Origin of the sequence: Tabrizicola thermarum (assembly GCF_003574395.1) — a bacterium.
In the GTDB taxonomy this organism is placed as follows: Bacteria; Pseudomonadota; Alphaproteobacteria; order Rhodobacterales; family Rhodobacteraceae; genus Tabrizicola; species Tabrizicola thermarum.
In genome coordinates this window covers 41,553-63,996 of record NZ_QMJY01000083.1, presented here as the reverse complement: position 1 = coordinate 63,996, position 22,444 = coordinate 41,553, and the positions used below count along the sequence as shown (strand labels likewise).

Below are 22,444 nucleotides of genomic sequence, written 5' to 3'. Positions count from 1 at the left end.
GTCCTATCGCAAGAGGAAATCGGGGGTGAGAGCGGCGAAGGCGACGGCAGAGCGGGCCAGCGACTGCCGGTCCTCGGCCGAAAGCTCGCCCGCCGGGCTGGTCGCGTCGATCCCGAAGGCGCCGGCCAGTATCTCGCCGATCCGGGTGCCCTGCCCCGGAGCCAGGGCGTCGGCATGCTGCGCAGCGAAGGCGCCGACGGTTGCAGCGTCCTGTGGTGCGGGAAACGAGGTCGCGGCACCGTCGAACCAATCCTCCAGCGCCGAAAGCGCCATGTCGACGTAGCGGTTCAGGGTGCTGGAGCCGGTCCAGGCCTCGATCCGGTCGGGGTGGCCGGTCGGCGGGCCATAGGAATGCTGCAGCCAGCCCGCACGACCCAGTTGCCACTGAAAACCATTTTCATCTGCTGTGACCTCGGCCCCCGCTGCACGGTAGATCGCGGCGAGAAACTCGAAGGGGCGGCGCAGTTTGCCGGGCGGCGCGGCGAAATCGGGCGACAGAACCAGGGCGCGCAGGACGCGGGCGATCTGGTCGGGGGCGTCGGCATGGGCGAGGAACACTTCGGCCAGCTGTGCGACAAGGGCGGGCGGCGGATCGTCCGACAGGAAGCGGCGGGCGAGTTTTTCGCAGACGAAGGCCGCCGTGCCCGGGTGGCGCGCCAGGATGTCGAGCACCTCGTTGCCGTCCTCCATCGGCCCGCGATGCGGCGGAAACTCGCGCCCCAGAAACCGCTTCTGGTAGGGATCGTGCCAGCGCGCGACATAGTTCAGCCGACCGCTGCGCGGTGCGGTCTCGCCCTCGGCCAGCCAGCGTCCGTCACCGACCGACCAGCCGGTGAAGGCGCGAGCCACCTCGTAGACGTCAAGGTCAAGATAGCCAAGCGCCATCCCCTCGGCCGCGCCGGGGACGGAGTGCCAGTCGTCGTAGCGGTCGTTCAGATAGTTCGCCGCGCCCAGCGTGTGCAGCTCCAGCAGTTCGCGCGCGAAGTTCTCGTTGGCGGGCGAGGCGATGCTGTCGGCGTTGTTCAGGTAGTAAAGCATGGCAGGCGACTGCGCGACCTCGCCCAGAAGGACCCGGAAATTGCCAAGGGCATGGTCGCGCAGGGTCGCGTCATGGCTGGCGAAGAAGGCGGCGGTGTATTCGTCCTTCAGCGCGTTGACGTTGAAATGGTCGTGCCAGAACTGGGTCACCATCTCGCGCAGCTGCGCCTCGGCATGGACGGCGCGGATCAGCGAGGCGGCGATGACCTCGGTCGCCGGGCGGATGCGTTCGTCGTAGGCCATGCCGTTGCCGGGGGACCAGTCGACCAGCCGGACCAGGTCGGCCGGATCGGCGCTGAGCGCGGCAAGCGGCCGCAGCTCATCCATTGCGGGCCAGCGGTCGCCGTTCTGGTCCTGGTCGGCGGGATAGCTGATCCGCAGCCGGGCGCGGGCGAGACGGTCCTGCAAGGCGGGGTCGGTGGCAGGCAGCGCAAGCTGGCGGTCGAGCCAGGCCTCGCGGCCCATCCGGGCGATCTCCTCGCGCGCGGCGGCAGTCGCGCCAAAGGTCAGCCGGTTGAGCAAGAGGTCATCCTCGCCCCCTGCCGATGCCAGGGCCATCCGGGGCGCAGGCAAGCCAGCCGCCGCCAGTGCGGCCAGGAGCCGGGTGTGGAACATGCGCCGCGTCAGCATGGGCTGAGCCTCCGTCACCGAAGGGTGCCACAGGCGATGCCACGGGCAAAACCCCGGCCCTGTCCGTTGGCGGAACCCCGCCGTTCAGATGCCGAAGAGCACGGCAATCAGCGCCAGGATCGCGGGGACGGCCTGCACATAGAGGATGCGGCGGGACGAGGTGGCAGCCCCGTAAAGCCCGGCGACGACGACGCAGGCGAGGATGAAATAGGCAAGCTCTGCCCCCGCGCCGGGAACCCCACGGATCAGTGCCAGGATCAGGCCGGCGGCCAGAAACCCGTTGTAAAGCCCCTGATTTGCCGCCAGCACCCGGGTATTGGCGGCAAATTCGGGCGAGATGCCGAAGATCGCCCGGACCTGCCGGGTTTCCCACAGGAACATCTCCATCGCCAGGATGACGAGGTGGATCACGGCGACCAGCGCGACGAGCGCAGCGCCGATCATGCGGCGGGCATCCGGGTTTCGGCCAGTTCGGCATACCAGCTGGCGCCGAAGGGAATGGCACTGTCGTCGAAATTGTAGGCCGGGTGATGGACCATCGCGGTATCGCCATTGCCAAGGAAGATATAGGCGCCGGGACGTTCGTTCAGCATGAAGCTGAAATCCTCGGCCCCCATCAGGGGGGCGGTGTCGGTGTCGACATGGCCCGAGACCTTGCGCGCGACCTCGGCGGCAAAGGCGGTGTTCTCCGGCGTGTTCACCGTCACCGGATAGCCGCGCTGGTAATGCACTTCCGCCCGCGCGCCCAGGGCCAGGGCGGTCCCCTCGACGATCTGGCCGATGCGCTCTTCGACCTGATCCTGCACCTTGGGGTCCATGGTGCGGACCGTGCCCTTCATCCTGACCACCTGCGGGATGACGTTGTGGGCGGTCGAGTCGGTTTCCACCGTGCAGACCGACACGACGACCTGTTTCAGCGGATCGACGTTGCGGCTGGCGATGGTCTGCAAGGCCACGATGATATGCGCGCTGACCACCGTGGTATCGACGCAGTCATGCGGCTTGGCGGCATGGCCGCCCTTCCCCGTCACCACGATCTCGAACTGGTCGGCGGCGGCCATCATCGCGCCGGGACGGATCGCGAAATGGCCCACGGGGATGCCGGGCATGTTGTGCATGCCGTAGACCTCCTGCACGTTCCAGCGCGAGAGCATCCCGTCCTTCACCATTTCGCGGCCGCCACCGCCGCCCTCTTCGGCGGGCTGGAAGATGCAGACGACGGTGCCGTCGAAGTTGCGCGTCTCGGCCAGGTATTTCGCCGCCCCCAGCAGCATCGCGGTATGGCCGTCATGGCCGCAGGCATGCATCCTGCCCGGGACGGTCGAGGCATAGGGCAGCCCGGTCTGTTCCCTGATCGGCAGCGCATCCATATCGGCGCGCAGGCCGATGACACGGCCCTTGCTGTCGGTCCTGCCCTTGATGACGGCGACAACCCCGGTGCGGCCGATGCCTTCCACCACTTCGTCGCAGCCGAAAGAGCGGCAAAGCTCGGCCACGCGGGCGGCGGTGCGGTGGACGTCGAACAGAAGCTCGGGATGGGCATGGAAATCGCGGCGCCAGGCGGTGATTTCGGGCAGAAGCTCGGCAAAGCGGTTCTTCACGGGCATGGGTCTTCTCCTTTGGTGCGCAGGGTGAACCCCTTCCAGACAAACGGCAAGCCCCGCATGGGCAGCCACGGAGAGGTCGGGAAAACCGGAATGTGATCGCCAGGCTGTTGCCTGTGACGCACATTTGCGCCAAAGCGTCGCAAAATCGTCATGAGCCCGGCTTGTTGCGGCCTCCGGGCTGCGCAATATGGGAAAAAGGCAGCGAATAGCCAGAAACGGAGCAGTCGAATGGCAACCAAACCCAGCCAGCCCCAGCAAGGCGGCAGCAGCACCCCAAGCCCGCAGCAGCAGGGCCAGCAGGCCGGCGGATCCACCCAGCAGGCCGGACAGCCGATCTTCCGCGACTGGGCGTCGATCTAGCCCGTCCTTCCCTGACCGGACCTTGACAAGCGACAGGCCAGCCGCGAGGTTGGCCTTGTTTTGTTCTGGCTCGGTCCTGCCCCATGCCAAGCCCCGTCTCCTCGATTCCCAACCTTGGCCCTGCCTCGGAAACGGCCTTTGCCCGCGCCGGGATCACCACGGCCGAGGAAATCCGCGAGATGGGCGCGGACGAGGCCTATCGCCGGCTTCTGGCCAGCGGGTCGCGGCCGCATTTCATCGGCTACTATGTCCTGGTGATGGGATTGCAGGGTCGCCCCTGGAACGACTGCAAGGGCGAGGAGAAGAAGGCCCTGCGCAAGCGGTTCGACACGCTTTGTGCCGGGTTCAACCGCTCGGACGCGAAGCTACGCGCCGATCTTGAGCAGACGCTCAGCTTTCTGGGCGTGGTCGCGCGCGGCTAAGCTGCACGGCGGCCGACCTGCCCCTGCGGCAAGGCGGACTGTGGTGCCCCCAGAGGGACTCGAACCCCCGACCCTCTGATTACAAATCAGATGCTCTACCAGCTGAGCTATAGGGGCCACAGGCTTCAGATACAGGCGCGGACCCGGCCTTGCAAGGGTTCAGTCCCGCTGGTCGCGCGCCAGGATCGCGACAGCAACCAGCCCCACCGCCATCACCAGAAGCGCCGCAGGGGCGGCTTCGGACAGCCGCTCGAGGCTGGCGAGTTCGAAGACCCGCGTCGAAAGCGTGTTGTAGTTGAACGGTCGCAGCAACAGCGTGGCGGGCAGTTCCTTGACGCAATCAACGAAGACGACAAGCAGCGCAGTCAGCACCGAGCCGCGGATCAGGGGCAGATAGACCGAGACCAGCGTCCCCGAGGCAGAGCGGCCCAGCGATCGCGCCGCCATGGGCAGGCTGGGCGAGACCCGGCCGAAGGCCGCGTCCACGGCGCCCTGCGCGATGCCGAAGAAGCGCACCACATAGGCCAGCCCCAGCGCGAAGGCGGTCCCGGTAATCATCAGTCCGGGGTCCCGGCCGGTCAGCGCCTGGATCGCATCGGCCAGCCGGTGGTCCAGCGCGGCCAGCGGCAGAAGAAGCCCCAGCGCCAGCACCGCCCCCGGTGCCGCATAGCCGATCAGCGTCACCGGCAACAGCGCACGGGCGGCGGCCGAGCCTTTCATCCGCAGCGCATAGACCAGGAAGATCGCGGCCCCGACCGTGACAAGCGCGGCAAGGCCACCGACGATCAGGGTGTTCCTCAGCGCATCAAGCAGACCGGGGGCCAGCCAGCCACCGGGGGCCTGCGCCGCATGGACCAGCATCACGAGAACCGGCAGCAGGAAGCCCCCGGAAAAGGGGATGAGGCACAGAGCGGTGGCATACCAGCGCTTGCGACCCGCGATGGCCTGCGGCTGGACCGCATGCGCGGCCCGGCCCAGCCGGTGGAACCGTGCGCCGCCACGCCCGGCCCGCTCCAGCCCGACCAGAAGCAGGATCAGCATCAGGATCACCAGCGCAATCTGCGCCGCCCCCCCGGCATTGCCTCCGTTGAGCCAGGTCGAGAAGACCCCCGTCGTCAGGGTCTGCACGCCGAAGTGCTGGACCGTGCCGTAGTCTGCCACCGTCTCCATCAGCGCCAGCGCCACACCCGCGGCAATCGCGGGCCGGGCCAGCGGCCAGCCGATGCGCAGGAACAGGCTCCAGGGACCGCAGCCGAGCGCCCGGGCGACCTCGTAGGCGCGGCCGGACTGTTCGCGATAGGCCGCGCGCGCCAGAAGGTAGACATAGGGATAGAGGGCGAAAGACAGGACCAGGATCGCCGCGGGCAAGGACCGGATCTGGGGAAACCAGTAGTCGCGCGCCGTGGTCCAGCCGAAGGTCGCGCGCAGGGCGGTTTGCACGGGGCCGGCATAGTCCAGCACATCGACCAGCGCGTAGGCCCCGACAAAGGCCGGGATCGCCAGCGGAAACAGCAGCGCATGCGCCAGCCAGTCGCGGCCGGGAAAGCGGTACTGGCTGACCAGCCAGGCCGCCCCCGTCCCCATCGCGGCGGTCAGAACAGCCACCCCCGCCATCAGCGTCAGCGTGGTGCCCAGATAGCGTGGCAGCACGGTGGCCAGCAGGTGCGGCCAGATGTTTTCGGTGGGCGTCAAGGCCAGCCAGAAGATCGACAGGATCGGAGCCAGGACCACGACAGCGATCGCCACGGCCCCGAGGGTCCAGGCATCGGGCACCAGTCGGACCCTGCGGCGGCCAAGTTGAGCGAAACGGTCAGACATCCTGAACCAGCGGTTACAGGAAAGCGGTTTAACTGTCCAGAAAAGCCCGTATAGTCCCTGCGTCGGGCGTGAAGAGCCCGCGCCGCGAAGTCAGGCCCGATGCGTATTGTCTACCACCTGGGTGCGCATTGCACCGACGAGGATCGTCTGGTCCGCTGTCTTCTGAAGAACCGGGCCCGGCTGGCCGAACAGGGGATCGTGGTCCCTTCCCCGACCCGCTATCGCAAGCTGTTGCGCGACACCGCGGCCCAGTTGCGCGGGGCGGCGGCGTCCGAAGACACCGAGGCGATGATCCTGGACCAGATCATGGACGAATCCTCGGCCGACCGGCTGATCCTGTCCTGGACCAGCTTTCTCAGCTTTCCGGCCTATGCGATCTCGGGCGGGCTTTACGCGCAGGGGGGTGAGCGGCTGCGGGCCTTCACCCGGATCTTCCCCGATATCGAGGCCGAGTTCTGCCTGGCGATCCGCAATCCTGCGACCTTCCTGCCCGATCTGCGCGACCGGGTGCTGCAGAAAGGGCATGAGGATATCCTTTCCGGCGTCGATCCCTTCGCGCTGCGCTGGTCCGAGGCCGTGCGCCGGATCCTGGACCACAACCCCAACGTGCCTCTGACGGTCTGGTGCGACGAGGATACGCCGCTGATCTGGCCGGAAGTGCTGGCCGTCGTCTCGGGCCATGCCTCGGGGACGGTGCTGGAAGACACCGACGAGCTTCTGGGGCTGCTGCTGACCGAGGCGGGTCTGGCGCGATATCACGCCTATTGCCGCGAACATCCGCCGCAGTCGGTGTCGCACCGGCGGCGGATCGTGACGGCCTTTCTGGAAAAGTTCGGCCGCCCGGACCAGCTTGCCACCGAAATCGCCTTGCCCGGCTGGACCGACGCGGTGGTCGAGGACCTGACCCAGGCCTATCTGGCCGATGTCGAACGCATCGCCCAGATGCCCGGTGTCAGGCTGATCGAGCCCTGATCAGACCATCCCCAGCGCGGTCTTGTAAAGCTCCAGCACGGCTTCTTCCTCGGCGATCTCATCGGGCTTGCGCTTGCGCAGCGCGATCACCTTGCGCATCACCTTGGTGTCATAGCCGCGCCCCTTGGCCTCGGCCATCAGCTCTTTCTGCTGTTCGGTGACATCCTTCTTCTCCGCCTCCAGCTGCTCGTAGCGTTCGATGAACTGGCGCAGTTCGTCGGCGGTGACGGCATAGGGATCGGTCGCGTCGGCCATGGCGGTCCTCTCGGGTCTTGCTGGATCGGGCGTTCCTACCCTGCCCCGCCCCCGGGGTTCAAGGCTGGATCGACGAAGCGGCAGCCTTTGCTTGCGGGACGGCGCGGAACGGTCTAGCAGCGGTCGGGACTTCGAGGAGGTGCGCGATGCAGGCATTGATCTGGGTGGGGGCGGCGCTGACGCTGGCGGGTCTGGCGGGGCTTGGCTACTGCATCCTGCGGGCCAGCCGGGCCAAGCGCCTGGGGCTGGACGATGCCGCCATGCGGGCCGAGTTGCAGCGCGTCGTCGCCATCAACCTGGGCGCCGTCGGCCTGTCGGCGCTGGGTCTTGCGGCGGTGGTCGCGGGGGTTCTGCTGGGATAGGCCGATCTTCGTCCAGCGCGGCCCGGGGTCCACCCGTCGCGGATCGGCCGCAGGATCCGGCAGAGCGCAGAAAGGCCGGGTTCCTCGGCATCGGGATCCAGCGGCTGATGGCTGGAGAACGCAGGCCCCTCCGCCTGAAGCACCACGGCGCTGACGTCGGCGGCGGCCGCGATCTCCTCCAGCATCGCGGCGCGCAGGGCAGGCGTCAGGGCGTTGCCCGGCGGGTTGGCAGGGGTAAGGGCCCGGATACCGTCCCGCAGCTCGGTTTTCAGCCCGATCGCGGACATTCCGGTTCCCATGGCCGTTTTCCCCGCGAGGTTAGAAACAACCCGAGCAAAAACAAGGCTGCCCGGCAGTCGAGCCGTCAGACCGGCATGTTGTCGTATCCGGCCTCGATCTCGGCGTCGGTGGGCTGGCGGCTGTCCATGCCCGGCATCAGCGCGGCAAGCGCGCGCATTTCGGCCAGCAGCAGGTCAAGGCCCTGCCGCTGCATTTCGATCCCGGTTTGCAGAAGCCGGACCTCCTCGCGGATCAGGTCGGCAGGGGTAGGGTCGGTCATTGGGCACAACTCCTGCAGAGTGGGGTCCAGGGCAACGCATCGAGCCGGGCCTCTTCGATCGGCTCGCCACACCGGGCACAGGTGCCGTAGGTTCCCTCTGCGATGCGCTTCAGGGCGGCGCGGATGCGGGCGATCTCGGCCAGACCGACCTGCCCGGTGGCTTCCAGCACCTCGTCGCCCTCGCGTTCGGTTGCAAGGTCTTCCCAGTCGGGGTTGTGATGCGACTCAAGCTCTTCCTCGATGGCTTCGATCCGCGCACCCAGCTCTTTCAATCGCTGTTCCAGCGCCGCCTTCCGGGCAGAGATCGGTTTCCTGGCCTGGTCGTGCATCGCATCCTCCTTCTTGTCTTTCTAGTTTCGCCGGTTTTGGCCGCTTGCGCCTTGACTCAGGTCAACGGGCTTTCCCTTTTCCGGTGCGCTGGCTATGGTCCCGTGGCAATCCGCCCCCAAGGCCCGCCTGTCCGAGTGGAGACTGACATGGAAATCCGCGCGATCACCCCCGACTATGCCGTCTCGCCCCAGATCGAACCCGGCGACCTGCCGGCGATCAAGGCGGCGGGCTATGTGACGGTGATCGACAACCGGCCCGATGGCGAGATCCCGCCGCATCTGCAGACCGAGGCGATGCGCGCGGCGGCCGAGGCGCTGGGGCTGGTGTTCGTGGCGAACCCGGTGGTCGGCGGCGCGCTGACGATGGACAATGTCACGGCGCAGCGCGCGGCCATTGCGGCCTCGACCGGGCCGGTCTTCGCCTATTGCGCCAGCGGCAACCGATCGTCGATCGTCTGGGCGCTAGCCAATGCCGGGCAGCGTCCGGTCGATGAGCTGATCGGCCTGCCCGCCCGCTTTGGCTATCAGCTGGACCATCTGCGGCCGCAGATCGAGGCCCTGGCCAGGCGCTGACGCCTAGCCCGCCGCGCGCAGTTCCGACGGCGGTTCCCCGTCCGGCACGGGCGCAGGGCGCGGGGGGGCCTGCGGCGGGCTGGCGGTCTGCACCGCCTCGGACAGTTTCAGCGCGCGCATCCCGCGGTGCTGGCCAAGACGGGCCTGCGCAACCCGACGGCCATCCAGTGTTTCCAGAGCAATCGCGTCCAGCGCGGCAGAGGGCAGGATCAGGGTTTCCCCCACCTCCAGCGCCATGATCTGCCGCAGCGGCAGGGTCAACCGCCCGACCACGGCGTCCAGACGGCAATCCGACTGCATCACCTGGGCCTGCAAGGCTGCGGTGAACTGCGGCGCGGTGGCGTCTGTCGGGTCGGTGGCCAGGGCCGGACGTTCGCCGCGCCCTTCGGCGGGCAGGACGAGGATCACCGTGCCGTCGCGCCCCCCCGGACCGCCCCCGGTCCCACCACCAAGCGCGACTTCGGCGGTCAGGACGCGATACACGTCCTCTTCCAGCATCAGCGCGAGCGGGCGGGCGTCTTCCAGGTAGGAGGCATAGCGGAAGCCCCCGGCCCAGACGAGATCGGCCTCATCCGCCAGCGCCTCATCGAGGCCCGACAGTGCCCGGTCGATGACGCCCGCCACCATCGCCGCGTCGATGCGGCTGGGCCGTCGGGGGGCGGCGGGGGCGGTCGACAGGCGGCCGACGGTCTGCATCTCGATCAGGGCCGAGGTGACCGGCGGGGAAAGCATGATGACACCCAGCCCTCCCGCAGGGCCGTCAAGCAGGGCGAGAAGCGCCCGTTCAGGCGCGATGTCCAGAATCTCGGCCAGAGAGAGACGTGTGATGGTCAGCTTGCGGAAGTCGAGGTCCAGCCCCATGGCATCGCGTGTCGCGCGGGCAAGCGCCAGTCGCCAGCCCCGGTCGGCACCGGGGGCACCTTCCGCCAGCGTCGGGCGGGCACGGTCGATCTTGCGGCGGATCACGTCGGTCATGGCAGCCAGTCCCTCGTCCGGTCACCTTACGCAGGTCATCCTTGCCGAAAGGTTAAGCGGCCAGCGTTTCCAGCCGCAAAGGCACCGTGACGCGGAAGGCCGCGCCGCCCTGCCCCGGCAGATAGGCGACCGAGCCGCCGAGATTGGTCATGATCTCGCGGCAGATCGCCAGACCCAGCCCCGCCCCGCCGGCGCGGTTGGCATCGGTCAGGCGGGCGAATTTCTCGAAGATCAGCGCCTGAGCATCCTTGGGGATGCCCTTGCCGTTGTCGATGAAGTCCACCGTCACCCGACCCGCACGCTGGCGCACGGCGATGCGCAGTTCGGGGCGGGCCGCGTCGCAGTACTTGCGCGCGTTCGAGATCAGGTTGATGAACACTTGGGTCAGCCGGTCGGCATCGGTCCTGAGATAGATCGCCTCGGACGGCAGGTCGCGGATGATGGTGAACTCGCGTTCCGGCCGGGTCGCGCGCGCCGCTGTCAGGGCCTTGTCGATCATCTCCTGAAGGCTGGCCAGCCCCACCGTCAGCTGCACCGCACCGTTCTCCAGAACCGAAAGGTCGAGCAGATCGTCCAGCAGCCGCGTCAATCGCTTGGCCTCGTCATGGATGATCCTGCCGTAGCGCACGACAGTCTCTTCCGGCAGACCGCCCTCGGTCAGGATTTCCGAAAAGGCCCGGATCGAGGTCATGGGCGTGCGCAGCTCGTGGCTGATCTGGGACAGGAAGGCGTCCTTCTGCAACGAGATCTGGGTCAGCTTTTCATTGGCCTCGCGCAGCGCGCCCGCCGTGCGGGTCAGTTCCGCCTCGCGCGCCTCCAGCCGGGCGGAATATTCCAGGATCTGCGCGGATTCGCTGGCCACGGCCATCAGATCCTCGACCGTCACCGTCGCGCGCCCGACCAGTTGCGAGATCATCGCATGGGCCGTGGCCGCCCCGACCGAGCCCGACAGCCGCGATTCCAGGCCGTCGAGGAAGGCCGGGGTCGGGTCGGGCAGGAACCCCTCCTTGCCTTGCGCGCTCGCGGCGGTCTGGAAGAAGGTCAGCGCCGCCTCCTCGCCCATGATGCGCTGCGCCATGGTCAGCAGCGCCTCGGGTTCCACCTGGCCGCGCGCCCAGCGTTGCGGGCCGACCGCGCCTTCGAACACGTTGACAAAGGCCGCGCCCTGCAACCGTTCCACCGGGCCGGGGAAGGTCAGCAGCGACCCCAGGCAGAAGGCCAGACAGTTCAGCACCATCGACCAGAAGAGCGCATGGGTCATCGGGTCCATCGCCTGGGTCCCGAACAGCGCATGCGGGCGCAGCCAGGCCAGACCGAAGGCGCCTTCGGTGAAGACGGTGGCCGGCAGCGCCGCCCCCGGGCCGAAGGACGGCAGGAACGAGGTGTAGGCCCAGACCGCAAGACCGGTGAGCAGCCCCAGCATCGCGCCCACCCGGGTTGCCCCCCGCCAGAAGATGCCGCCGATCATCGCGGGCAGCACCTGCGCCACGCCGAGGAACGCGATCAGCCCGATGGCCGCCAGCGCCGCCGAGCCGCCCGAGACCTGATAATAGCCGTATCCCAGCGCCAGGACCGCCGCGATGGCCAGGCGCCGCGCCATCAGGACGACCTGCCGCAGATCATCCGCCGCTGCGGCTCCGGGGCGCAGGCGCAGCCAGAGGGGGATCATCACATGGTTGGAGATCATCGTGGCCAGCGCGATCGATTCCACGATCACCATCGAGGTCGCCGAGGAGAAGCCGCCCAGAAAGGCCAGCATGGCCAGCCCGCCGTGGCCTTCGGCCAGGGGAAGGGTCAGCACGAACATGTCCGGGTTCGCGCCCGCGGGCAAGCGGTCCAGCCCGATGACGGCAATGGGCACGATGAACAGGCTCATCGCCATCAGATACAGCGGAAAGGCCCAGCTGGCGCGGGCAAGGTGGCCCTCGTCCTCGTTCTCGACCACCATGACCTGGAACATGCGCGGAAGACAGATCACGGCGGCGGCAGAAAGGAAGATGAGCCCCGTCCAGCGGCCGGGCTGGACCTGCCAGGCAGACAGATCGGCGGCGTCGATCCGGGCGATCACCTCGCCGACACCGCCCGCGATGCCCCAGACGACAAAGCTGCCCACCGCCAGAAGCGCGACCAGCTTCACCACCGCCTCGACCGCGATGGCGGTGACGATGCCGTGGTGCTGCTCGCGCGCATCCAGGTTGCGGGTGCCGAAGAGGATGGTGAAACAGGCCAGCCCCACCGCCACCCAGACCGCGATCTGCGCCGGGTCGAGCGGCCCCGAACCCTCGGGCGCGGCCGAGGCGAAGATCCCGAAGGCCAGGACCACCGATTGCAGTTGCAGCGCGATGTAGGGCGTCGCCGCCACCACCATGATGACGGTGACGATCACCCCCAGCGCATTCGACTTGCCAAAGCGCGACGAGATCAGGTCGGCGATCGAGGTGACATGATGCTGCCGCCCGATCCGCACCAGCTTGCGCAACAGCCACCACCAGCCGACGAAGACCAGCGTCGGGCCGAAGTAGATCGTCAGGAACTCCAGCCCCGACCGCGCGGCATAGCCCACCGCGCCGTAGAAGGTCCAGGCGGTGCAGTAGATCGACAGCGACAGCGTGTAGACCAGGGGCGAGCGCAGCCAGCCCAACCGGCCCCGCGCCGCCCGCCCCTCGACCCAGAAGGCCACGGCAAAGAGGAACACCACATAGAGAAGGCAGGACAGGACCAGAAGATTGAACGACATGTCAGTCCTCGTCCTCGTCGCGGCCCTCGCCCCCTCTCAGTCCCGGCGCAAAGGCTGCCGCGAGGAGGATCAGGAACAGCCAGACCGAAAAGAAGTAGATCACGTCATTGGCCGTCAGCGTCATCTGCGCCTCGGGCGCCCAGAGCAAGGGCAGGATCAGCAGAAGCAACCCCAGCACAGGCAAGAGCCGCGCCGCATCGCGCAGGCGACGCCGCCGGTAGGGCGCGCGCGCGAGGAACAGCGGGCGCTTCGGGCCGCGCATCAGCGGCTCCGCCCGGCCTGGGCCAGCATGGCGCGGACTTCGGCCAGGATTTCGGCGTTGGAGAAGGGCTTGGTCATGAACCTGTCGGCGCCCGCCTGTTCGGCCATCTCGCGGTCACGGCCGCGCGCGGTCAGCATCATCACCGGCAGGTCCTGGCTGCCGGGATCGGATCGCAACGCCGTCAGCACCTCCAGTCCGGACATGCCCGGAAGCATGTGGTCCAGGATGACCAGATCGGGCAGGTCCTGCCGCAGCATGGCCAGCGCCACGGTGCCATCGCCCGCATGGCTGACCCGCAGGCCATCGCGCGACAGCAGAAAGCGGATCGCCTCGGCGATGTTGGGTTCGTCCTCGATCAGAAGGACATGCGCGGCCAATGGTTCCCCCCGGACGGTCTTCAGCCACCCTCGCCCCACTATCGGCACAAGCGGGGCGCCTGTCAAAGGATTGCCGGACCGCGCATCGATGGCTTCGCCGTCCGGCGCGGGCGGAGCGACAGGAAGCCTGCATCCCGCAAGAGCGGCCGCTCAGCCCGCGACCTCGATTGCCAGGATCGACGGCTCGCGCCGTGCCGGGCAATCGCCGCGCGAACAGACCCGGCAGCTGGAGCCGATGCGCAGGGTGGGACCGGCACCGTCATCCGGCAGGATCAGCATCGACGCCTCGCGCAGTTCCGGGCCGCGCAGGCCCTGGGGATGCCGCGTCTCGGCCCAGGCGATGACCCGATGCCGCCGGTCCCCCTGGCCGGCCATCTGCACCCGGGCCTCGAACGGCTGCATCGGCCGACCAAGCGCCGCGTACAGCGGCCAGAGCGGACAGGCCGAGCCGAACCTCGGCAGCGGAAAGCCGGTCGCGGGCTTGCGGAAGGTCAGCGTGCCCGAGGCATCGCAGCTGACGAGGCCCGCCTGAAGCTCGGCCCCCATCGCCAGCCTGCGCATCACCGCCAGGGGCGAGACCGCGAAATCTTCGGCCAGGGCCATCGGGTCCGGGCCGCGGGCTGCCAAGGCCCTGGCAAAGCGGTCCTCGGGCATGGCCCGTGCATCGGCCTCTGCCCGCGCCACCAGGTCTCTGGCCAGACTGCGCGCGACGGAAGAGGCAAGCCGGGCGATCTCGGTGCCAAGCCCGGCCGAGAACTCGGCATCCGAAATCCTCCAGCCCCGGCTGCGGAGCCAGTCCTCCACCTCTTCCTGCGGTGCGGCGATACCCTGTTCTTCGATCCCCTGCCCCGCATCCAGGTAACCGACCAGCGCCTCGGCGCCCACGGCCAGCCGTTCGCTGTCCTGATGCAGGTTGTGGTGAAAGCGCGCGGCCCATTCCGGCTCCAGGTCCGGGGTTTCGGCCAGGATCGCCGCCGTCGCCCGCACCGCCGACAGCGAGGACAACAGCTCGTGCAGCGAGGCCGACAGATGCGGGTCGTGCGTCATCCGGTCGTTCAACGCCTCCACCGCCCGTTCCAGCGCGAGGCTGCGCATCTCCAGCGCGACCAGAAGGCCCGCCCAGCCGGGAAAACGGTCGGCGAATTCCTCGACCCGGTCGACCTCGGCCCTCTGGCCCTCGCCCTGTCCTGCCCCGCGCGCCGCCACCGCACGCAGGTCCTCGACCAGGGCCGCGTTGCCGCCCCCCGCCAACGCCGCGCGATCAATCGCCAGCGCATCGGCAAGCCGTTCCAGCACTTCGGGCGTCACCTTGCGGCGGTTGTGTTCGATAAGGTTCAGGTAGCTTGCCGAGATCCCCGCCCGCGCGGCTGCATCGGCCTGCTTCAGCCCCTGGGCCAATCGCAGGTCGCGCAGCTTGGTTCCGGTCAGGGCAGAGAGGGGCATGACCCTTGATGCCACAGCTTTACAAGGTTTGTGAAGCTTTACACGCGCCAAACGAAAAGCGCCGCCCCCGAAGAGGCGGCGCCCTGTCGTTCAGCGCGCTGCGTTCAGTTCGCAAGCGCCTTGTCGGTGATGACGCTGGTCCAGGCCCCTTCCGGCGCCTTGGTGATGACCGGGTCCGAGCCACCGGCAAGCAGCGTCGCCACGGTCTGTTCCGCTGCCGCCACGTCCAGCGCCCCGTTCGAGCCCGCGGTCAGCTTGGCGATCTCGCCCATCATCCGCTTCTGATGGGTTTCGGTCTGCGCGCCGGTCTGGTCGTTGTCCAGCACGATCATCGCGGCCTCATCCGGGTTCGCCTCGGCATATTTCCAGCCTTTCATGCTGGCACGGACGAACTTGACCATCGTCTCCTGGAAGGCCGGGTCGGCCAGCCGGTCCTCAAGCACGTAAAGCCCGTCCTCCAGCGTGGCAACGCCCTGATCCTCGTACTTGAAGGTCACCAGATCCTCGGGCTTGATGCCGGCGTCGATCACCTGCCAGTATTCGTTGTAGGTCATGGTCGAGATGCAGGCCGCCTGCTTCTGCAACAGCGGATCGACGTTGAAGCCCTGTTTCAGCACCGTCACCCCACCGGGAGAGCCGTCGGTCTTCAGCCCCAGCGTCGCCATCCAGGACAGGAACGGATATTCGTTGCCGAAGAACCAGACGCCCAGCGTCTTGTCGGCGAAATCCTTGGGCTCCTTGATCCCGGTTTCCTTCAGGCAGGTCAGCATCATCCCCGACTTGGCGAAGGGCTGGGCGATGTTGACCAAGGGCAGGCCCTTTTCGCGCGCGGCCAGCGCGGCGGGCATCCATTCCACGATCACATCGGCCCCGCCCCCCGCGATGACCTGGGTCGGCGCGATGTCCGGCCCGCCCGGCAGGATGGTGACGTTCAGCCCCTCTTCCTCGTAGAACCCCTTGTCCTTGGCCACATAATAGCCAGCGAACTGGGCCTGGGTCACCCATTTCAGTTGCAGCTTCACATCCTCGGCGCTGGCCCCCGATGCCATCGCCGCCAGAAACGCCGCCGTCAGAAGTCTTTTCATGTCGTTCTCCCATGTTGGGCCCCCTTCTCGGGGCCTTTGTTAATGTCTTTGCGACGGATGCCAGAAGGTCACCCACCGTTCGATCAGCGCGACCAGCCCGTAGAGAGCCGATCCCGCCAATGCCGCCACCGCAATCTCGGCCCAGACCATGTCGAGGCCAAGCCGTCCCACCTCGGTCGAGATGCGGAACCCCATTCCATAGACCGGACTGCCGAAAAACTCGGCAACGATGGCCCCGATCAGGGCCAGAGTCGATGCAATTTTCAACCCGTTGAAGACGAAGGGCATCGCCGCAGGCAGGCGCAGCTTGATCAGGGTCTGGACATAGCTCGCCCCCCAGGTCGCCATCAGGTCGCGCTGCATCCGTTCGCTGGCCTGCAAGCCCGCGACGATGTTCACCAGCATCGGGAAGAACACCATCACCACCACGACCGCCGCCTTCGACTGCCAGTCGAACCCGAACCACATCACCAGGATGGGCGCGAGGCCGACGATGGGCAGCGCCGCGACGAAGTTGCCGATGGGCAGCAGGCCCCGCTGCAGGAAAGGTGAGCGATCAATCGCAATCGCCACCAGGAAGGCCGCGCCCGCGCCGATCAGGAAGCCGGGGATCGCGCCTTTCAGGATCGTCTGGGCAAAGTCCTGCCACAGGATCGGCAGCGACACCGCGATCTTCGCGGCAATGGCACTTGGAGCGGGCAATATCACCGGCGCGATCCCCAGGCCGCGCACCAGCCCCTCCCACAACACCAGAACCGTTGCGCCGAACACCAGCGGAACCAGCAGCTTGCCCAGCCGCGTCTGCGAAATCGGGCTGGCCGACAGCCAGACGTTCAGCGCCCAGGCCGCAAGCCAGATGCCGATGGCAATCCACAGCGCGGTCATGCCGGAACCCCCATTCGCCTGCGGGCGACGCGTTCGACAAGCCCGACCGTCAGGATCAGGAGCCCCGCGAGGATCGCCGCCGCGAACAGCGCCGCCCACATGATCAAGGGCTCGCCGAACTGCGAGCCGATCAGCATCCGCGCGCCCAGGCCCTCGATCGCCCCCGTCGGCAATTCGCCCACGATGGTGCCGACCAGCGAGGCCGCAACGGCCACCTTCAGCGAGGCGAAGAAATAGGGCATCGAGGCCGGCAGCCGCAGCTTCAGGAACGTGGCCGCCTCGCCGGCGCCGTAGGTCTTGAGCAGGTCCAGCTGCATCTGGTCGGGGCTGCGCAGGCCCTTCACCATGCTGACAAGTACAGGGAAGAAGCTGAGGTAGGCCGCGATCACCGCCTTCGGCACATCGCGCCCGCTCAGGCCCAACTGGCTGGAGACCGTGATGATCATCGGCGCCAGCGCCACGATGGGCACCGTCTGGCTGATGATCGCCCAGGGCATCACCGACAGGTCCATCACCCGAAAGCGCACGATGGCCATGGCCAGCAGAACCCCCACGACGATCCCCAGGCCGAAGCCCATCATCGTGCCCTTCAACGTGACGATCCCGTGATAGACGAGGCTGCGCTTCGAAGTCACCGCCTGACCGAAAAGGCCCTTCCACAGTTCCGCCCCCACCTGATGCGGCGGCGGCAGAAGGGGGCGGGGCTGGTCCATCGTCTGCGGGATCACCTCGGCCCAGGTCACCTCCTGACCGGCCCGCTGCGCCTGGTCGAAGACCCAGGCCGCATTCATCCAGACGGCGGCGGCATACCAGATCACCACGATCCCGGTCAGCACGGTCAGCACGGGAAGCACCCGGTTCATGCCCACCCCCCGGCCGCAGACCAGAGTGCCGATGCGCCCGACCGCGTCCGGGCGGATGCCCGACCTTTGCCGGACAGTTTCCAGACGCTGGACCTAGTCGTCATGATGCCCGGCCCGCAGCCCCTCCCGCACCCGATGGGCGATCTCGATGAACTCCCGGCTGTCGCGGATGTCCAGCGGCCTTTCCTTGGGCAAGGGACTGTCGATCACGTCGGTGATCCGTCCCGGACGCGGGGACATCACCACGATCTTGGTCGACAGATAGACCGCCTCGGGGATGGAATGGGTCACGAAGCCGATGGTCTTGCCGGTGCGCGCCCAGAGTTTCAGCACCTCTTCGTTCAGCCGGTCGCGCACGATCTCGTCCAGAGCGCCGAAGGGTTCGTCCATCAAGAGGATATCGGCGTCGAAGGCCAGGGCCCGCGCGATGGAGGCGCGCTGCTGCATCCCTCCCGACAGCTGCCAGGGGAATTTCTTGCCGAAGCCCGTCAATTCGACCAGGTCCAGAACCCGCGCGGTCCGCTCGTCCTGCTCGGCCCTCGAAAACCCCATGATTTCCAGTGGCAGCCTGATGTTTCCCGCAATCGTCCGCCACGGATACAGGCCCGCCGCCTGAAAGACATAGCCATAGGCCCGCCGCCTGCGCGCCTCGTCCGGGGGCATGCCGTTGACCGTCAGCGTGCCCGACGTCGGATGCTCCAGGGCCGCGATCGCCCGCAGGAAGGTCGTCTTGCCGCAGCCCGAGGGCCCGATGAAGCTGACGAAATCGCCCTGGTTGATCGTCAGGTTCACATCCTTCAACGCCTGCACCGGACCGTCGGCGGTCTGGAACACCAGGTTCAGCCCCCTCGCCTCGATCACCGGCTGGCTCGCTTTGTCCTTCACGCCGCCATCCCTTCACATTCCCGTTGCCTGCCGATGCCAGACTTGCACGCGTCCGGACGCGCCCCCATCTCGGGCCAAGAAGGAGGACCGCCATGCTTATCAATATCTTGCAGACGACCCTCGCCTTTGCTCCGGCGCCGGACGATCTGGACGAGATCTACTTCGACGCCCCCATCATCGCCTTCGCGCCCTCGGACCGGAACGACGAGGAAAGCGAACCGGGAGAACCCTGACACCGTCAGACCCCCGTCGCCGGAATACCCGTCCGCTCCACCGGGCGGGGTGCGGTCAGGTCCTTCCACCGGGTCAGCGCGCGGTTCACCGCCGGGCGCGGCTCGCGGGGGACGAACTTTCCGTGCCCTTCCTGCGTGCGCACCTCGCCGTCGTGGATGGCCACATGGCCGCGGGTCAGGGTGAACCGGGGCAGGCCCTTCACGGTGTGGCCCTCGAAGACGTTGTAGTCGATCTTCGATTGCTGGCTGGCAGCCGTGATCGTCTTGCTCTTCTCCGGATCCCAGACCACCAGATCGGCATCCGCGCCCACCAGCACCGCACCCTTCTTCGGGTAGCAGTTCAGGATTTTCGCGATGTTGGTCGAGGTTACCGCGACAAATTCATTCGGCGTCAGCCGCCCGGTGTTCACGCCATGGGTCCAGAGCATCGGCATCCGGTCCTCCAGCCCCCCCGTCCCGTTCGGGATCTTCGAGAAGTCGCCGCGACCAAAGCGCTTCTGCTCGGTGGTAAAGCTGCAATGGTCGGTGGCGACAACCGAGAGGCTGCCGGACATCAGACCCGCCCAGAGGCTGTCCTGATGCTGCTTGTTGCGGAAGGGCGGCGACATCACCCGCCGCGCGGCATGGTCCCAGTCGGGGTGGAAATATTCGCTTTCGTCCAGCGTCAGGTGCTGGATCAGCGGCTCGCCCCAGACCCGTTTCCCCTGCTGGCGCGCGCGCCGGATCGCCTCATGCGCGTCCTCGCAGGAGACGTGGACGACATAGAGCGGCACCCCCGCCATGTCGGCGATCATGATCGCGCGGTTCGTGGCCTCGCCCTCCACCTGCGGCGGGCGGGAATAGGCGTGGGCTTCCGGCCCGGTGTTGCCCTCCTTCAAGAGCTTCGCCGTCAGTTCCGCCACCACATCGCCGTTCTCGGCATGGACCATCGCCAGACCGCCCACGTCGCCCACCCGGCGGAAGCTGTTGAACAATTCATCATCGTTCACCATCAGCGCGCCCTTGTAGGCCATGAAATGCTTGAAGCTGGTGATCCCCGCCTTGGCGGAGTCGGCGATCCCCTCCCAGACCTTCTCGCCCCACCAGGTGACGGCCATGTGGTAGGAGTAATCGCAGGTCGCCCGAGTGGACTTGTTCGACCAGACCTTGGCCGCGTCCATCAGGTCCTGACCCTGCCCCGGCAGGATGAAATCGACGACCATCGTCGTCCCGCCCGACAGCGCCGCCCGGGTGCCGGACTCGAAGTCGTCCGCCGAATAGGTGCCCATGAAGGGCATCTCCAGATGCGTATGCGGGTCGATCCCGCCGGGCATGACATAGCAGCCGGTCGCATCAAGCTCCGTCCCGCCCGTGAGGCCCTGCCCGATCTCGGTGATCACCCCGTTCTCCACCCGCACATCGGCCTTGTAGGTAAGGTCGGCGGTGACGACGGTGCCGTTCTTGATGATGGTGGTCATTGATGATCGCTCCCTGCTCAAATGCAGTCCTATCTGTGCCTACTGGTGTAGCCGCCTTCGCCGTTCTTCAGGAGGCAAGCCCAAGAAACGGCACGACCCTCGGCGAAGTATTGATTGTATCGATCAATCGCCGCATTTCGACACTCGTCCAAGTCGCTGTAGCTTCCCCAAATATCCCAGACAGTCTCTCCACCTTGATAGTAGCCTACCTCAGCGGCGTACTCTTCCGGGGTGCAGGCGGAAAGAAAGGCCAACGCAGCTAAAGCAGCCGCAACATTAGCTGAGCGAAGAGGCCTCACCCCACCACCTCCGCCACTTCCAACACCGCGTGCAGCAGCACATCCGTCCCCGCCGCCGCCCATTCCGGGCTGATCTCCTCCGCCTCGTTGTGCGACAGGCCGTCCACGCAGGGGCACATGATCATCACCGTGGGGGCGACGCGGTTGATCCAGCAGGCGTCGTGGCCGGCGCCGCTGACGATGTCCATATGGGAATAGCCCAGCTTTTCAGCAGATTGCCGGACGATCTTCACTAACCCTGCGTCGAAGGTGACGGGGTCGAAATGGCCCACCGGCTCGATCTCGCAACCCAGGCCCAGCTCCTTCGCCACCGCATGGGCGGCGCGTTCAACCTCGGCGCGCATCGCATCCAGCTTGGCCTGTTCCGGCGACCGGATATCCACCGTGAACACGCATTTCCCCGGGATCACGTTGCGCGAATTGGGATAGACGTTGCACTGGCCCACCGCGCCCACGGCGTTCGGCTGGTGGCTCATTGCGATCTGGTGCACGCGTTCGGTGATCCGCGCCATGCCAAGGCCGGCGTTCACCCGCATGTGCATCGGCGTCGAGCCGGTATGCGCCTCCTTCCCCGTCAGAGTGATCTGCAACCACCAGAGCCCCTGGCCATGCGTGACCACGCCGATCTGCTTGCCTTCGGCTTCAAGGATCGGGCCCTGCTCGATATGCAGCTCCAGCATCGCATGCATCTTCCGCGCGCCCACCGGCTCGTCCCCGACCCAGCCGATGCGGGCCAGCTCGTCGCCGAAGCGCTTTCCGTCCGCATCGCGACGGTCATAGGCGAAGTCCTGCGTGTGCATCCCCGCGAACACACCCGAGGCGAGCATGGCAGGCGCAAACCGCGTGCCCTCCTCGTTGGTCCAGTTCGTCACCACGATCGGGCGGCGCGTCCTGACCCCCATGTCGTTCAGCGTCCGCACCACCTCCAGCGCGCCAAGGACGCCCAGGACGCCGTCATACTTCCCGCCCGTCGGCTGGGTGTCGAGGTGGCTGCCCATGTAGACCGGCAGCGCATCGGGATCCGTGCCCGCGCGCGTGGCGAACATGTTGCCCATGGTATCGACACCCATCGACAGGCCCGCCGCTTCGCACCAGCGCTTGAAAAGGTGGCGGCCCTCGCTGTCGGCATCGGTCAGGGTCTGGCGGTTGTTGCCGCCCGCCACACCCGGGCCGATCCTGGCCATTTCCATCAGGCTGTCCCACAGGCGTGCGGGATCGATCCGAAGGTTGTCCCCGGTTGCTGGCATCTGCATGGCTCCCTGTTCGCGCGGGGCCATCCTGCCCCTTGCCGCGACTCGTTTCCTGACCGTATGGTCAAGGTGAAGCGCAGCACAACCTGACCATACGGTCAACAAAAATCCGGGGAGCGATGAGCGGCGACGCCCAGATTTCACGCCTGAAGCCCGGCCGCCGCACGGATATCCGGCGCGAGAACGAGCGCGCGATCCTGGAAGCCGCCGAAAAGGTCTTTGCCGAGGCCGGGTTCGGGGGCGCCACCATGCAGCTGATCGCCGACATGGCCGGCCTGCCCAAGGCGAACCTGCATTACTACTTCGCCACCAAGGAGGACCTCTACCGCAAGGTGGTGCAGCAGATCTTCGAAATCTGGCTCGATGCGGCCTCCAGTTTCGACGATGCCCCCGGCCCGGTGGAAGGCATCGGCGCCTATATCGACGCCAAGATGGACATCAGCCGCACCCATCCGCATGGCTCCAAGGTCTGGGCGTCCGAGGTGATGCACGGCGCCCCGGTGATCCAGGATTATCTGGAAACGACGCTGCGCGACTGGACCGATGGCCGGATCGCGGTGATCCAGCGCTGGATCGACGAAGGCAAGATGCGCCCCGTGAACCCGCGGCATCTGCTCTACATGCTCTGGGCCACGACGCAGCACTACGCGGATTTCGGCCACCAGATCCAGACGCTGAACAACGGCAAGCCGCTCTCCGACAAGCAGTGGCAAGAGGCCAAGGCCAGCGTCAAGGACATGGTCCTGCGCGGGATCGGGGCGATCTAGG

Annotated in this window: 25 protein-coding genes and 1 tRNA gene; 7 read left to right on the top strand and 19 right to left on the bottom strand. The window is 67.2% G+C overall.

What is annotated here, in order from left to right; translation table 11 throughout:
* Nucleotides 1-3: 3 nt before the first annotated feature.
* From D5084_RS16630 to D5084_RS16620, 3 genes are all read right to left on the bottom strand, one after another.
* Entirely contained in the window at nt 4-1,668 is a 1,665-nt protein-coding gene (locus D5084_RS16630; RefSeq protein WP_128516632.1) for a DUF1800 domain-containing protein, read from the bottom strand.
* Between the two features lie 84 nt (nt 1,669-1,752).
* A complete protein-coding gene (locus D5084_RS16625; protein WP_128516631.1) occupies nt 1,753-2,112 on the bottom strand; it encodes a DUF1304 domain-containing protein in 360 nt (119 codons plus the stop codon).
* Nucleotides 2,109-3,275: a M20 aminoacylase family protein gene (locus D5084_RS16620; RefSeq protein ID WP_128516630.1), complete on the bottom strand. Its 1,167-nt coding sequence runs from the start codon at nt 3,273-3,275 to the stop codon at nt 2,109-2,111. The genes D5084_RS16625 and D5084_RS16620 overlap by 4 nt, the downstream gene beginning before the upstream one ends.
* Before the next feature lie 228 nt (nt 3,276-3,503).
* On the opposite strand from D5084_RS16620, the gene D5084_RS18900 reads away from it, so the two are divergent.
* Nucleotides 3,504-3,635, top strand: a complete 132-nt coding sequence (locus D5084_RS18900) for a hypothetical protein (protein ID WP_274378904.1) — start codon at nt 3,504-3,506, stop codon at nt 3,633-3,635.
* A gap of 83 nt (nt 3,636-3,718) precedes the next feature.
* Nucleotides 3,719-4,057 (top strand): TfoX/Sxy family protein, encoded by a 339-nt coding sequence (locus D5084_RS16615; protein ID WP_128516629.1) that lies wholly within the window; start codon nt 3,719-3,721, stop codon nt 4,055-4,057.
* A 41-nt stretch (nt 4,058-4,098) separates the two neighbouring features.
* On the opposite strand, the gene D5084_RS16610 is transcribed toward D5084_RS16615, so the two are convergent.
* Nucleotides 4,099-4,174: transfer RNA gene (locus tag D5084_RS16610), tRNA-Thr, on the bottom strand.
* Nucleotides 4,175-4,216: 42 nt separating this feature from the next.
* Complete coding sequence (locus tag D5084_RS16605) at nt 4,217-5,875, bottom strand: ABC transporter permease (RefSeq protein ID WP_128516628.1); 1,659 nt, start codon at nt 5,873-5,875, stop codon at nt 4,217-4,219.
* Between the two features lie 99 nt (nt 5,876-5,974).
* Between D5084_RS16605 and D5084_RS16600 the strand changes: the two genes are divergently transcribed.
* Nucleotides 5,975-6,847: a hypothetical protein gene (locus D5084_RS16600; protein WP_128516627.1), complete on the top strand. Its 873-nt coding sequence runs from the start codon at nt 5,975-5,977 to the stop codon at nt 6,845-6,847.
* Here the strand turns inward: D5084_RS16600 and D5084_RS16595 are convergent, their stop codons facing one another.
* Nucleotides 6,848-7,102, bottom strand: coding sequence for a DUF2312 domain-containing protein (locus D5084_RS16595; RefSeq protein ID WP_128516626.1), 255 nt, complete (start codon nt 7,100-7,102; stop codon nt 6,848-6,850).
* Between the two features lie 146 nt (nt 7,103-7,248).
* On the opposite strand from D5084_RS16595, the gene D5084_RS16590 reads away from it, so the two are divergent.
* Nucleotides 7,249-7,464 (top strand): hypothetical protein, encoded by a 216-nt coding sequence (locus D5084_RS16590; RefSeq protein WP_128516625.1) that lies wholly within the window; start codon nt 7,249-7,251, stop codon nt 7,462-7,464.
* Between the two features lie 364 nt (nt 7,465-7,828).
* On the opposite strand, the gene D5084_RS16585 is transcribed toward D5084_RS16590, so the two are convergent.
* Together D5084_RS16585 and D5084_RS16580 are read right to left on the bottom strand one after the other, a co-directional pair.
* Complete coding sequence (locus D5084_RS16585; RefSeq protein WP_128516624.1) at nt 7,829-8,023, bottom strand: hypothetical protein; 195 nt, start codon at nt 8,021-8,023, stop codon at nt 7,829-7,831.
* Entirely contained in the window at nt 8,020-8,352 is a 333-nt protein-coding gene (locus D5084_RS16580; protein ID WP_128516623.1) for a TraR/DksA family transcriptional regulator, read from the bottom strand. The genes D5084_RS16585 and D5084_RS16580 overlap by 4 nt, the downstream gene beginning before the upstream one ends.
* A 147-nt stretch (nt 8,353-8,499) precedes the next feature.
* Here D5084_RS16580 and D5084_RS16575 point away from each other — a divergent pair, with 147 nt between their 5' ends.
* Nucleotides 8,500-8,925: a protein tyrosine phosphatase family protein gene (locus D5084_RS16575; RefSeq protein WP_128516622.1), complete on the top strand. Its 426-nt coding sequence runs from the start codon at nt 8,500-8,502 to the stop codon at nt 8,923-8,925.
* 3 nt (nt 8,926-8,928) lie between these two features.
* On the opposite strand, the gene D5084_RS16570 is transcribed toward D5084_RS16575, so the two are convergent.
* The 9 genes from D5084_RS16570 to D5084_RS16530 all read right to left on the bottom strand — a co-directional run bounded on the left by D5084_RS16570 (nt 8,929) and on the right by D5084_RS16530 (nt 18,437).
* Nucleotides 8,929-9,900: a flagellar motor switch protein FliM gene (locus D5084_RS16570; RefSeq protein WP_128516621.1), complete on the bottom strand. Its 972-nt coding sequence runs from the start codon at nt 9,898-9,900 to the stop codon at nt 8,929-8,931.
* Between the two features lie 52 nt (nt 9,901-9,952).
* On the bottom strand, nt 9,953-12,637 hold the full coding sequence (locus D5084_RS16565; protein WP_128516620.1) for a sensor histidine kinase: 2,685 nt from the start codon (nt 12,635-12,637) through the stop codon (nt 9,953-9,955).
* Nucleotide 12,638: 1 nt separating this feature from the next.
* Nucleotides 12,639-12,899, bottom strand: coding sequence for a hypothetical protein (locus D5084_RS16560; RefSeq protein WP_128516619.1), 261 nt, complete (start codon nt 12,897-12,899; stop codon nt 12,639-12,641).
* Nucleotides 12,899-13,276, bottom strand: coding sequence for a response regulator transcription factor (locus D5084_RS16555; protein WP_128516618.1), 378 nt, complete (start codon nt 13,274-13,276; stop codon nt 12,899-12,901). The genes D5084_RS16560 and D5084_RS16555 overlap by 1 nt, the downstream gene beginning before the upstream one ends.
* Nucleotides 13,277-13,426: 150 nt before the next feature.
* Nucleotides 13,427-14,719, bottom strand: a complete 1,293-nt coding sequence (locus tag D5084_RS16550) for a helix-turn-helix transcriptional regulator (protein WP_128516617.1) — start codon at nt 14,717-14,719, stop codon at nt 13,427-13,429.
* A gap of 104 nt (nt 14,720-14,823) precedes the next feature.
* The gene (locus D5084_RS16545) at nt 14,824-15,804 is read right to left on the bottom strand and encodes an ABC transporter substrate-binding protein (protein WP_128516616.1); all 981 of its coding nucleotides are present in this window, start codon (nt 15,802-15,804) and stop codon (nt 14,824-14,826) included.
* Nucleotides 15,805-15,843: 39 nt separating this feature from the next.
* Nucleotides 15,844-16,689, bottom strand: coding sequence for an ABC transporter permease (locus D5084_RS16540; RefSeq protein ID WP_128516615.1), 846 nt, complete (start codon nt 16,687-16,689; stop codon nt 15,844-15,846).
* Nucleotides 16,686-17,552, bottom strand: a complete 867-nt coding sequence (locus tag D5084_RS16535; protein ID WP_128516614.1) for an ABC transporter permease — start codon at nt 17,550-17,552, stop codon at nt 16,686-16,688. Before D5084_RS16535 ends, D5084_RS16540 begins: the two co-directional genes overlap by 4 nt.
* A gap of 93 nt (nt 17,553-17,645) precedes the next feature.
* A complete protein-coding gene (locus tag D5084_RS16530) occupies nt 17,646-18,437 on the bottom strand; it encodes an ABC transporter ATP-binding protein (RefSeq protein ID WP_128516613.1) in 792 nt (263 codons plus the stop codon).
* 92 nt (nt 18,438-18,529) lie between these two features.
* Between D5084_RS16530 and D5084_RS18405 the strand changes: the two genes are divergently transcribed.
* Nucleotides 18,530-18,670, top strand: a complete 141-nt coding sequence (locus D5084_RS18405; RefSeq protein ID WP_155523143.1) for a hypothetical protein — start codon at nt 18,530-18,532, stop codon at nt 18,668-18,670.
* A 5-nt stretch (nt 18,671-18,675) separates the two neighbouring features.
* Here D5084_RS18405 and hydA read toward each other — a convergent pair whose 3' ends face one another.
* Nucleotides 18,676-20,127 (bottom strand): dihydropyrimidinase, encoded by a 1,452-nt coding sequence (gene hydA / locus D5084_RS16525; protein WP_128516612.1) that lies wholly within the window; start codon nt 20,125-20,127, stop codon nt 18,676-18,678.
* Between the two features lie 295 nt (nt 20,128-20,422).
* Complete coding sequence (locus D5084_RS16520; RefSeq protein WP_128516921.1) at nt 20,423-21,673, bottom strand: Zn-dependent hydrolase; 1,251 nt, start codon at nt 21,671-21,673, stop codon at nt 20,423-20,425.
* A gap of 122 nt (nt 21,674-21,795) precedes the next feature.
* Between D5084_RS16520 and D5084_RS16515 the strand changes: the two genes are divergently transcribed.
* On the top strand, nt 21,796-22,443 hold the full coding sequence (locus D5084_RS16515) for a TetR/AcrR family transcriptional regulator (RefSeq protein ID WP_128516611.1): 648 nt from the start codon (nt 21,796-21,798) through the stop codon (nt 22,441-22,443).
* Nucleotide 22,444: the final 1 nt, after the last annotated feature.

Coding starts and splice junctions, on each gene's coding strand:
- D5084_RS16565 (WP_128516620.1), bottom strand. CDS start 12,637: ATGTCGTTCAATCTTCTGGTCCTGTCCTGCCTTCTCTATGTGGTGTTC.
- D5084_RS16615 (WP_128516629.1), top strand. CDS start 3,719: ATGCCAAGCCCCGTCTCCTCGATTCCCAACCTTGGCCCTGCCTCGGAA.
- D5084_RS16590 (WP_128516625.1), top strand. CDS start 7,249: ATGCAGGCATTGATCTGGGTGGGGGCGGCGCTGACGCTGGCGGGTCTG.
- D5084_RS16575 (WP_128516622.1), top strand. CDS start 8,500: ATGGAAATCCGCGCGATCACCCCCGACTATGCCGTCTCGCCCCAGATC.
- D5084_RS16570 (WP_128516621.1), bottom strand. CDS start 9,900: ATGACCGACGTGATCCGCCGCAAGATCGACCGTGCCCGCCCGACGCTG.
- D5084_RS16540 (WP_128516615.1), bottom strand. CDS start 16,689: ATGACCGCGCTGTGGATTGCCATCGGCATCTGGCTTGCGGCCTGGGCG.
- D5084_RS16625 (WP_128516631.1), bottom strand. CDS start 2,112: ATGATCGGCGCTGCGCTCGTCGCGCTGGTCGCCGTGATCCACCTCGTC.
- D5084_RS16595 (WP_128516626.1), bottom strand. CDS start 7,102: ATGGCCGACGCGACCGATCCCTATGCCGTCACCGCCGACGAACTGCGC.
- D5084_RS16545 (WP_128516616.1), bottom strand. CDS start 15,804: ATGAAAAGACTTCTGACGGCGGCGTTTCTGGCGGCGATGGCATCGGGG.
- D5084_RS16585 (WP_128516624.1), bottom strand. CDS start 8,023: ATGACCGACCCTACCCCTGCCGACCTGATCCGCGAGGAGGTCCGGCTT.
- D5084_RS16620 (WP_128516630.1), bottom strand. CDS start 3,275: ATGCCCGTGAAGAACCGCTTTGCCGAGCTTCTGCCCGAAATCACCGCC.
- D5084_RS16630 (WP_128516632.1), bottom strand. CDS start 1,668: ATGCTGACGCGGCGCATGTTCCACACCCGGCTCCTGGCCGCACTGGCG.
- D5084_RS16550 (WP_128516617.1), bottom strand. CDS start 14,719: ATGCCCCTCTCTGCCCTGACCGGAACCAAGCTGCGCGACCTGCGATTG.
- D5084_RS16600 (WP_128516627.1), top strand. CDS start 5,975: ATGCGTATTGTCTACCACCTGGGTGCGCATTGCACCGACGAGGATCGT.
- D5084_RS16580 (WP_128516623.1), bottom strand. CDS start 8,352: ATGCACGACCAGGCCAGGAAACCGATCTCTGCCCGGAAGGCGGCGCTG.
- D5084_RS16520 (WP_128516921.1), bottom strand. CDS start 21,673: ATGCCAGCAACCGGGGACAACCTTCGGATCGATCCCGCACGCCTGTGG.
- D5084_RS16535 (WP_128516614.1), bottom strand. CDS start 17,552: ATGAACCGGGTGCTTCCCGTGCTGACCGTGCTGACCGGGATCGTGGTG.
- D5084_RS16560 (WP_128516619.1), bottom strand. CDS start 12,899: ATGCGCGGCCCGAAGCGCCCGCTGTTCCTCGCGCGCGCGCCCTACCGG.
- D5084_RS16605 (WP_128516628.1), bottom strand. CDS start 5,875: ATGTCTGACCGTTTCGCTCAACTTGGCCGCCGCAGGGTCCGACTGGTG.
- D5084_RS18900 (WP_274378904.1), top strand. CDS start 3,504: ATGGCAACCAAACCCAGCCAGCCCCAGCAAGGCGGCAGCAGCACCCCA.
- D5084_RS18405 (WP_155523143.1), top strand. CDS start 18,530: ATGCTTATCAATATCTTGCAGACGACCCTCGCCTTTGCTCCGGCGCCG.
- D5084_RS16515 (WP_128516611.1), top strand. CDS start 21,796: ATGAGCGGCGACGCCCAGATTTCACGCCTGAAGCCCGGCCGCCGCACG.
- hydA (WP_128516612.1), bottom strand. CDS start 20,127: ATGACCACCATCATCAAGAACGGCACCGTCGTCACCGCCGACCTTACC.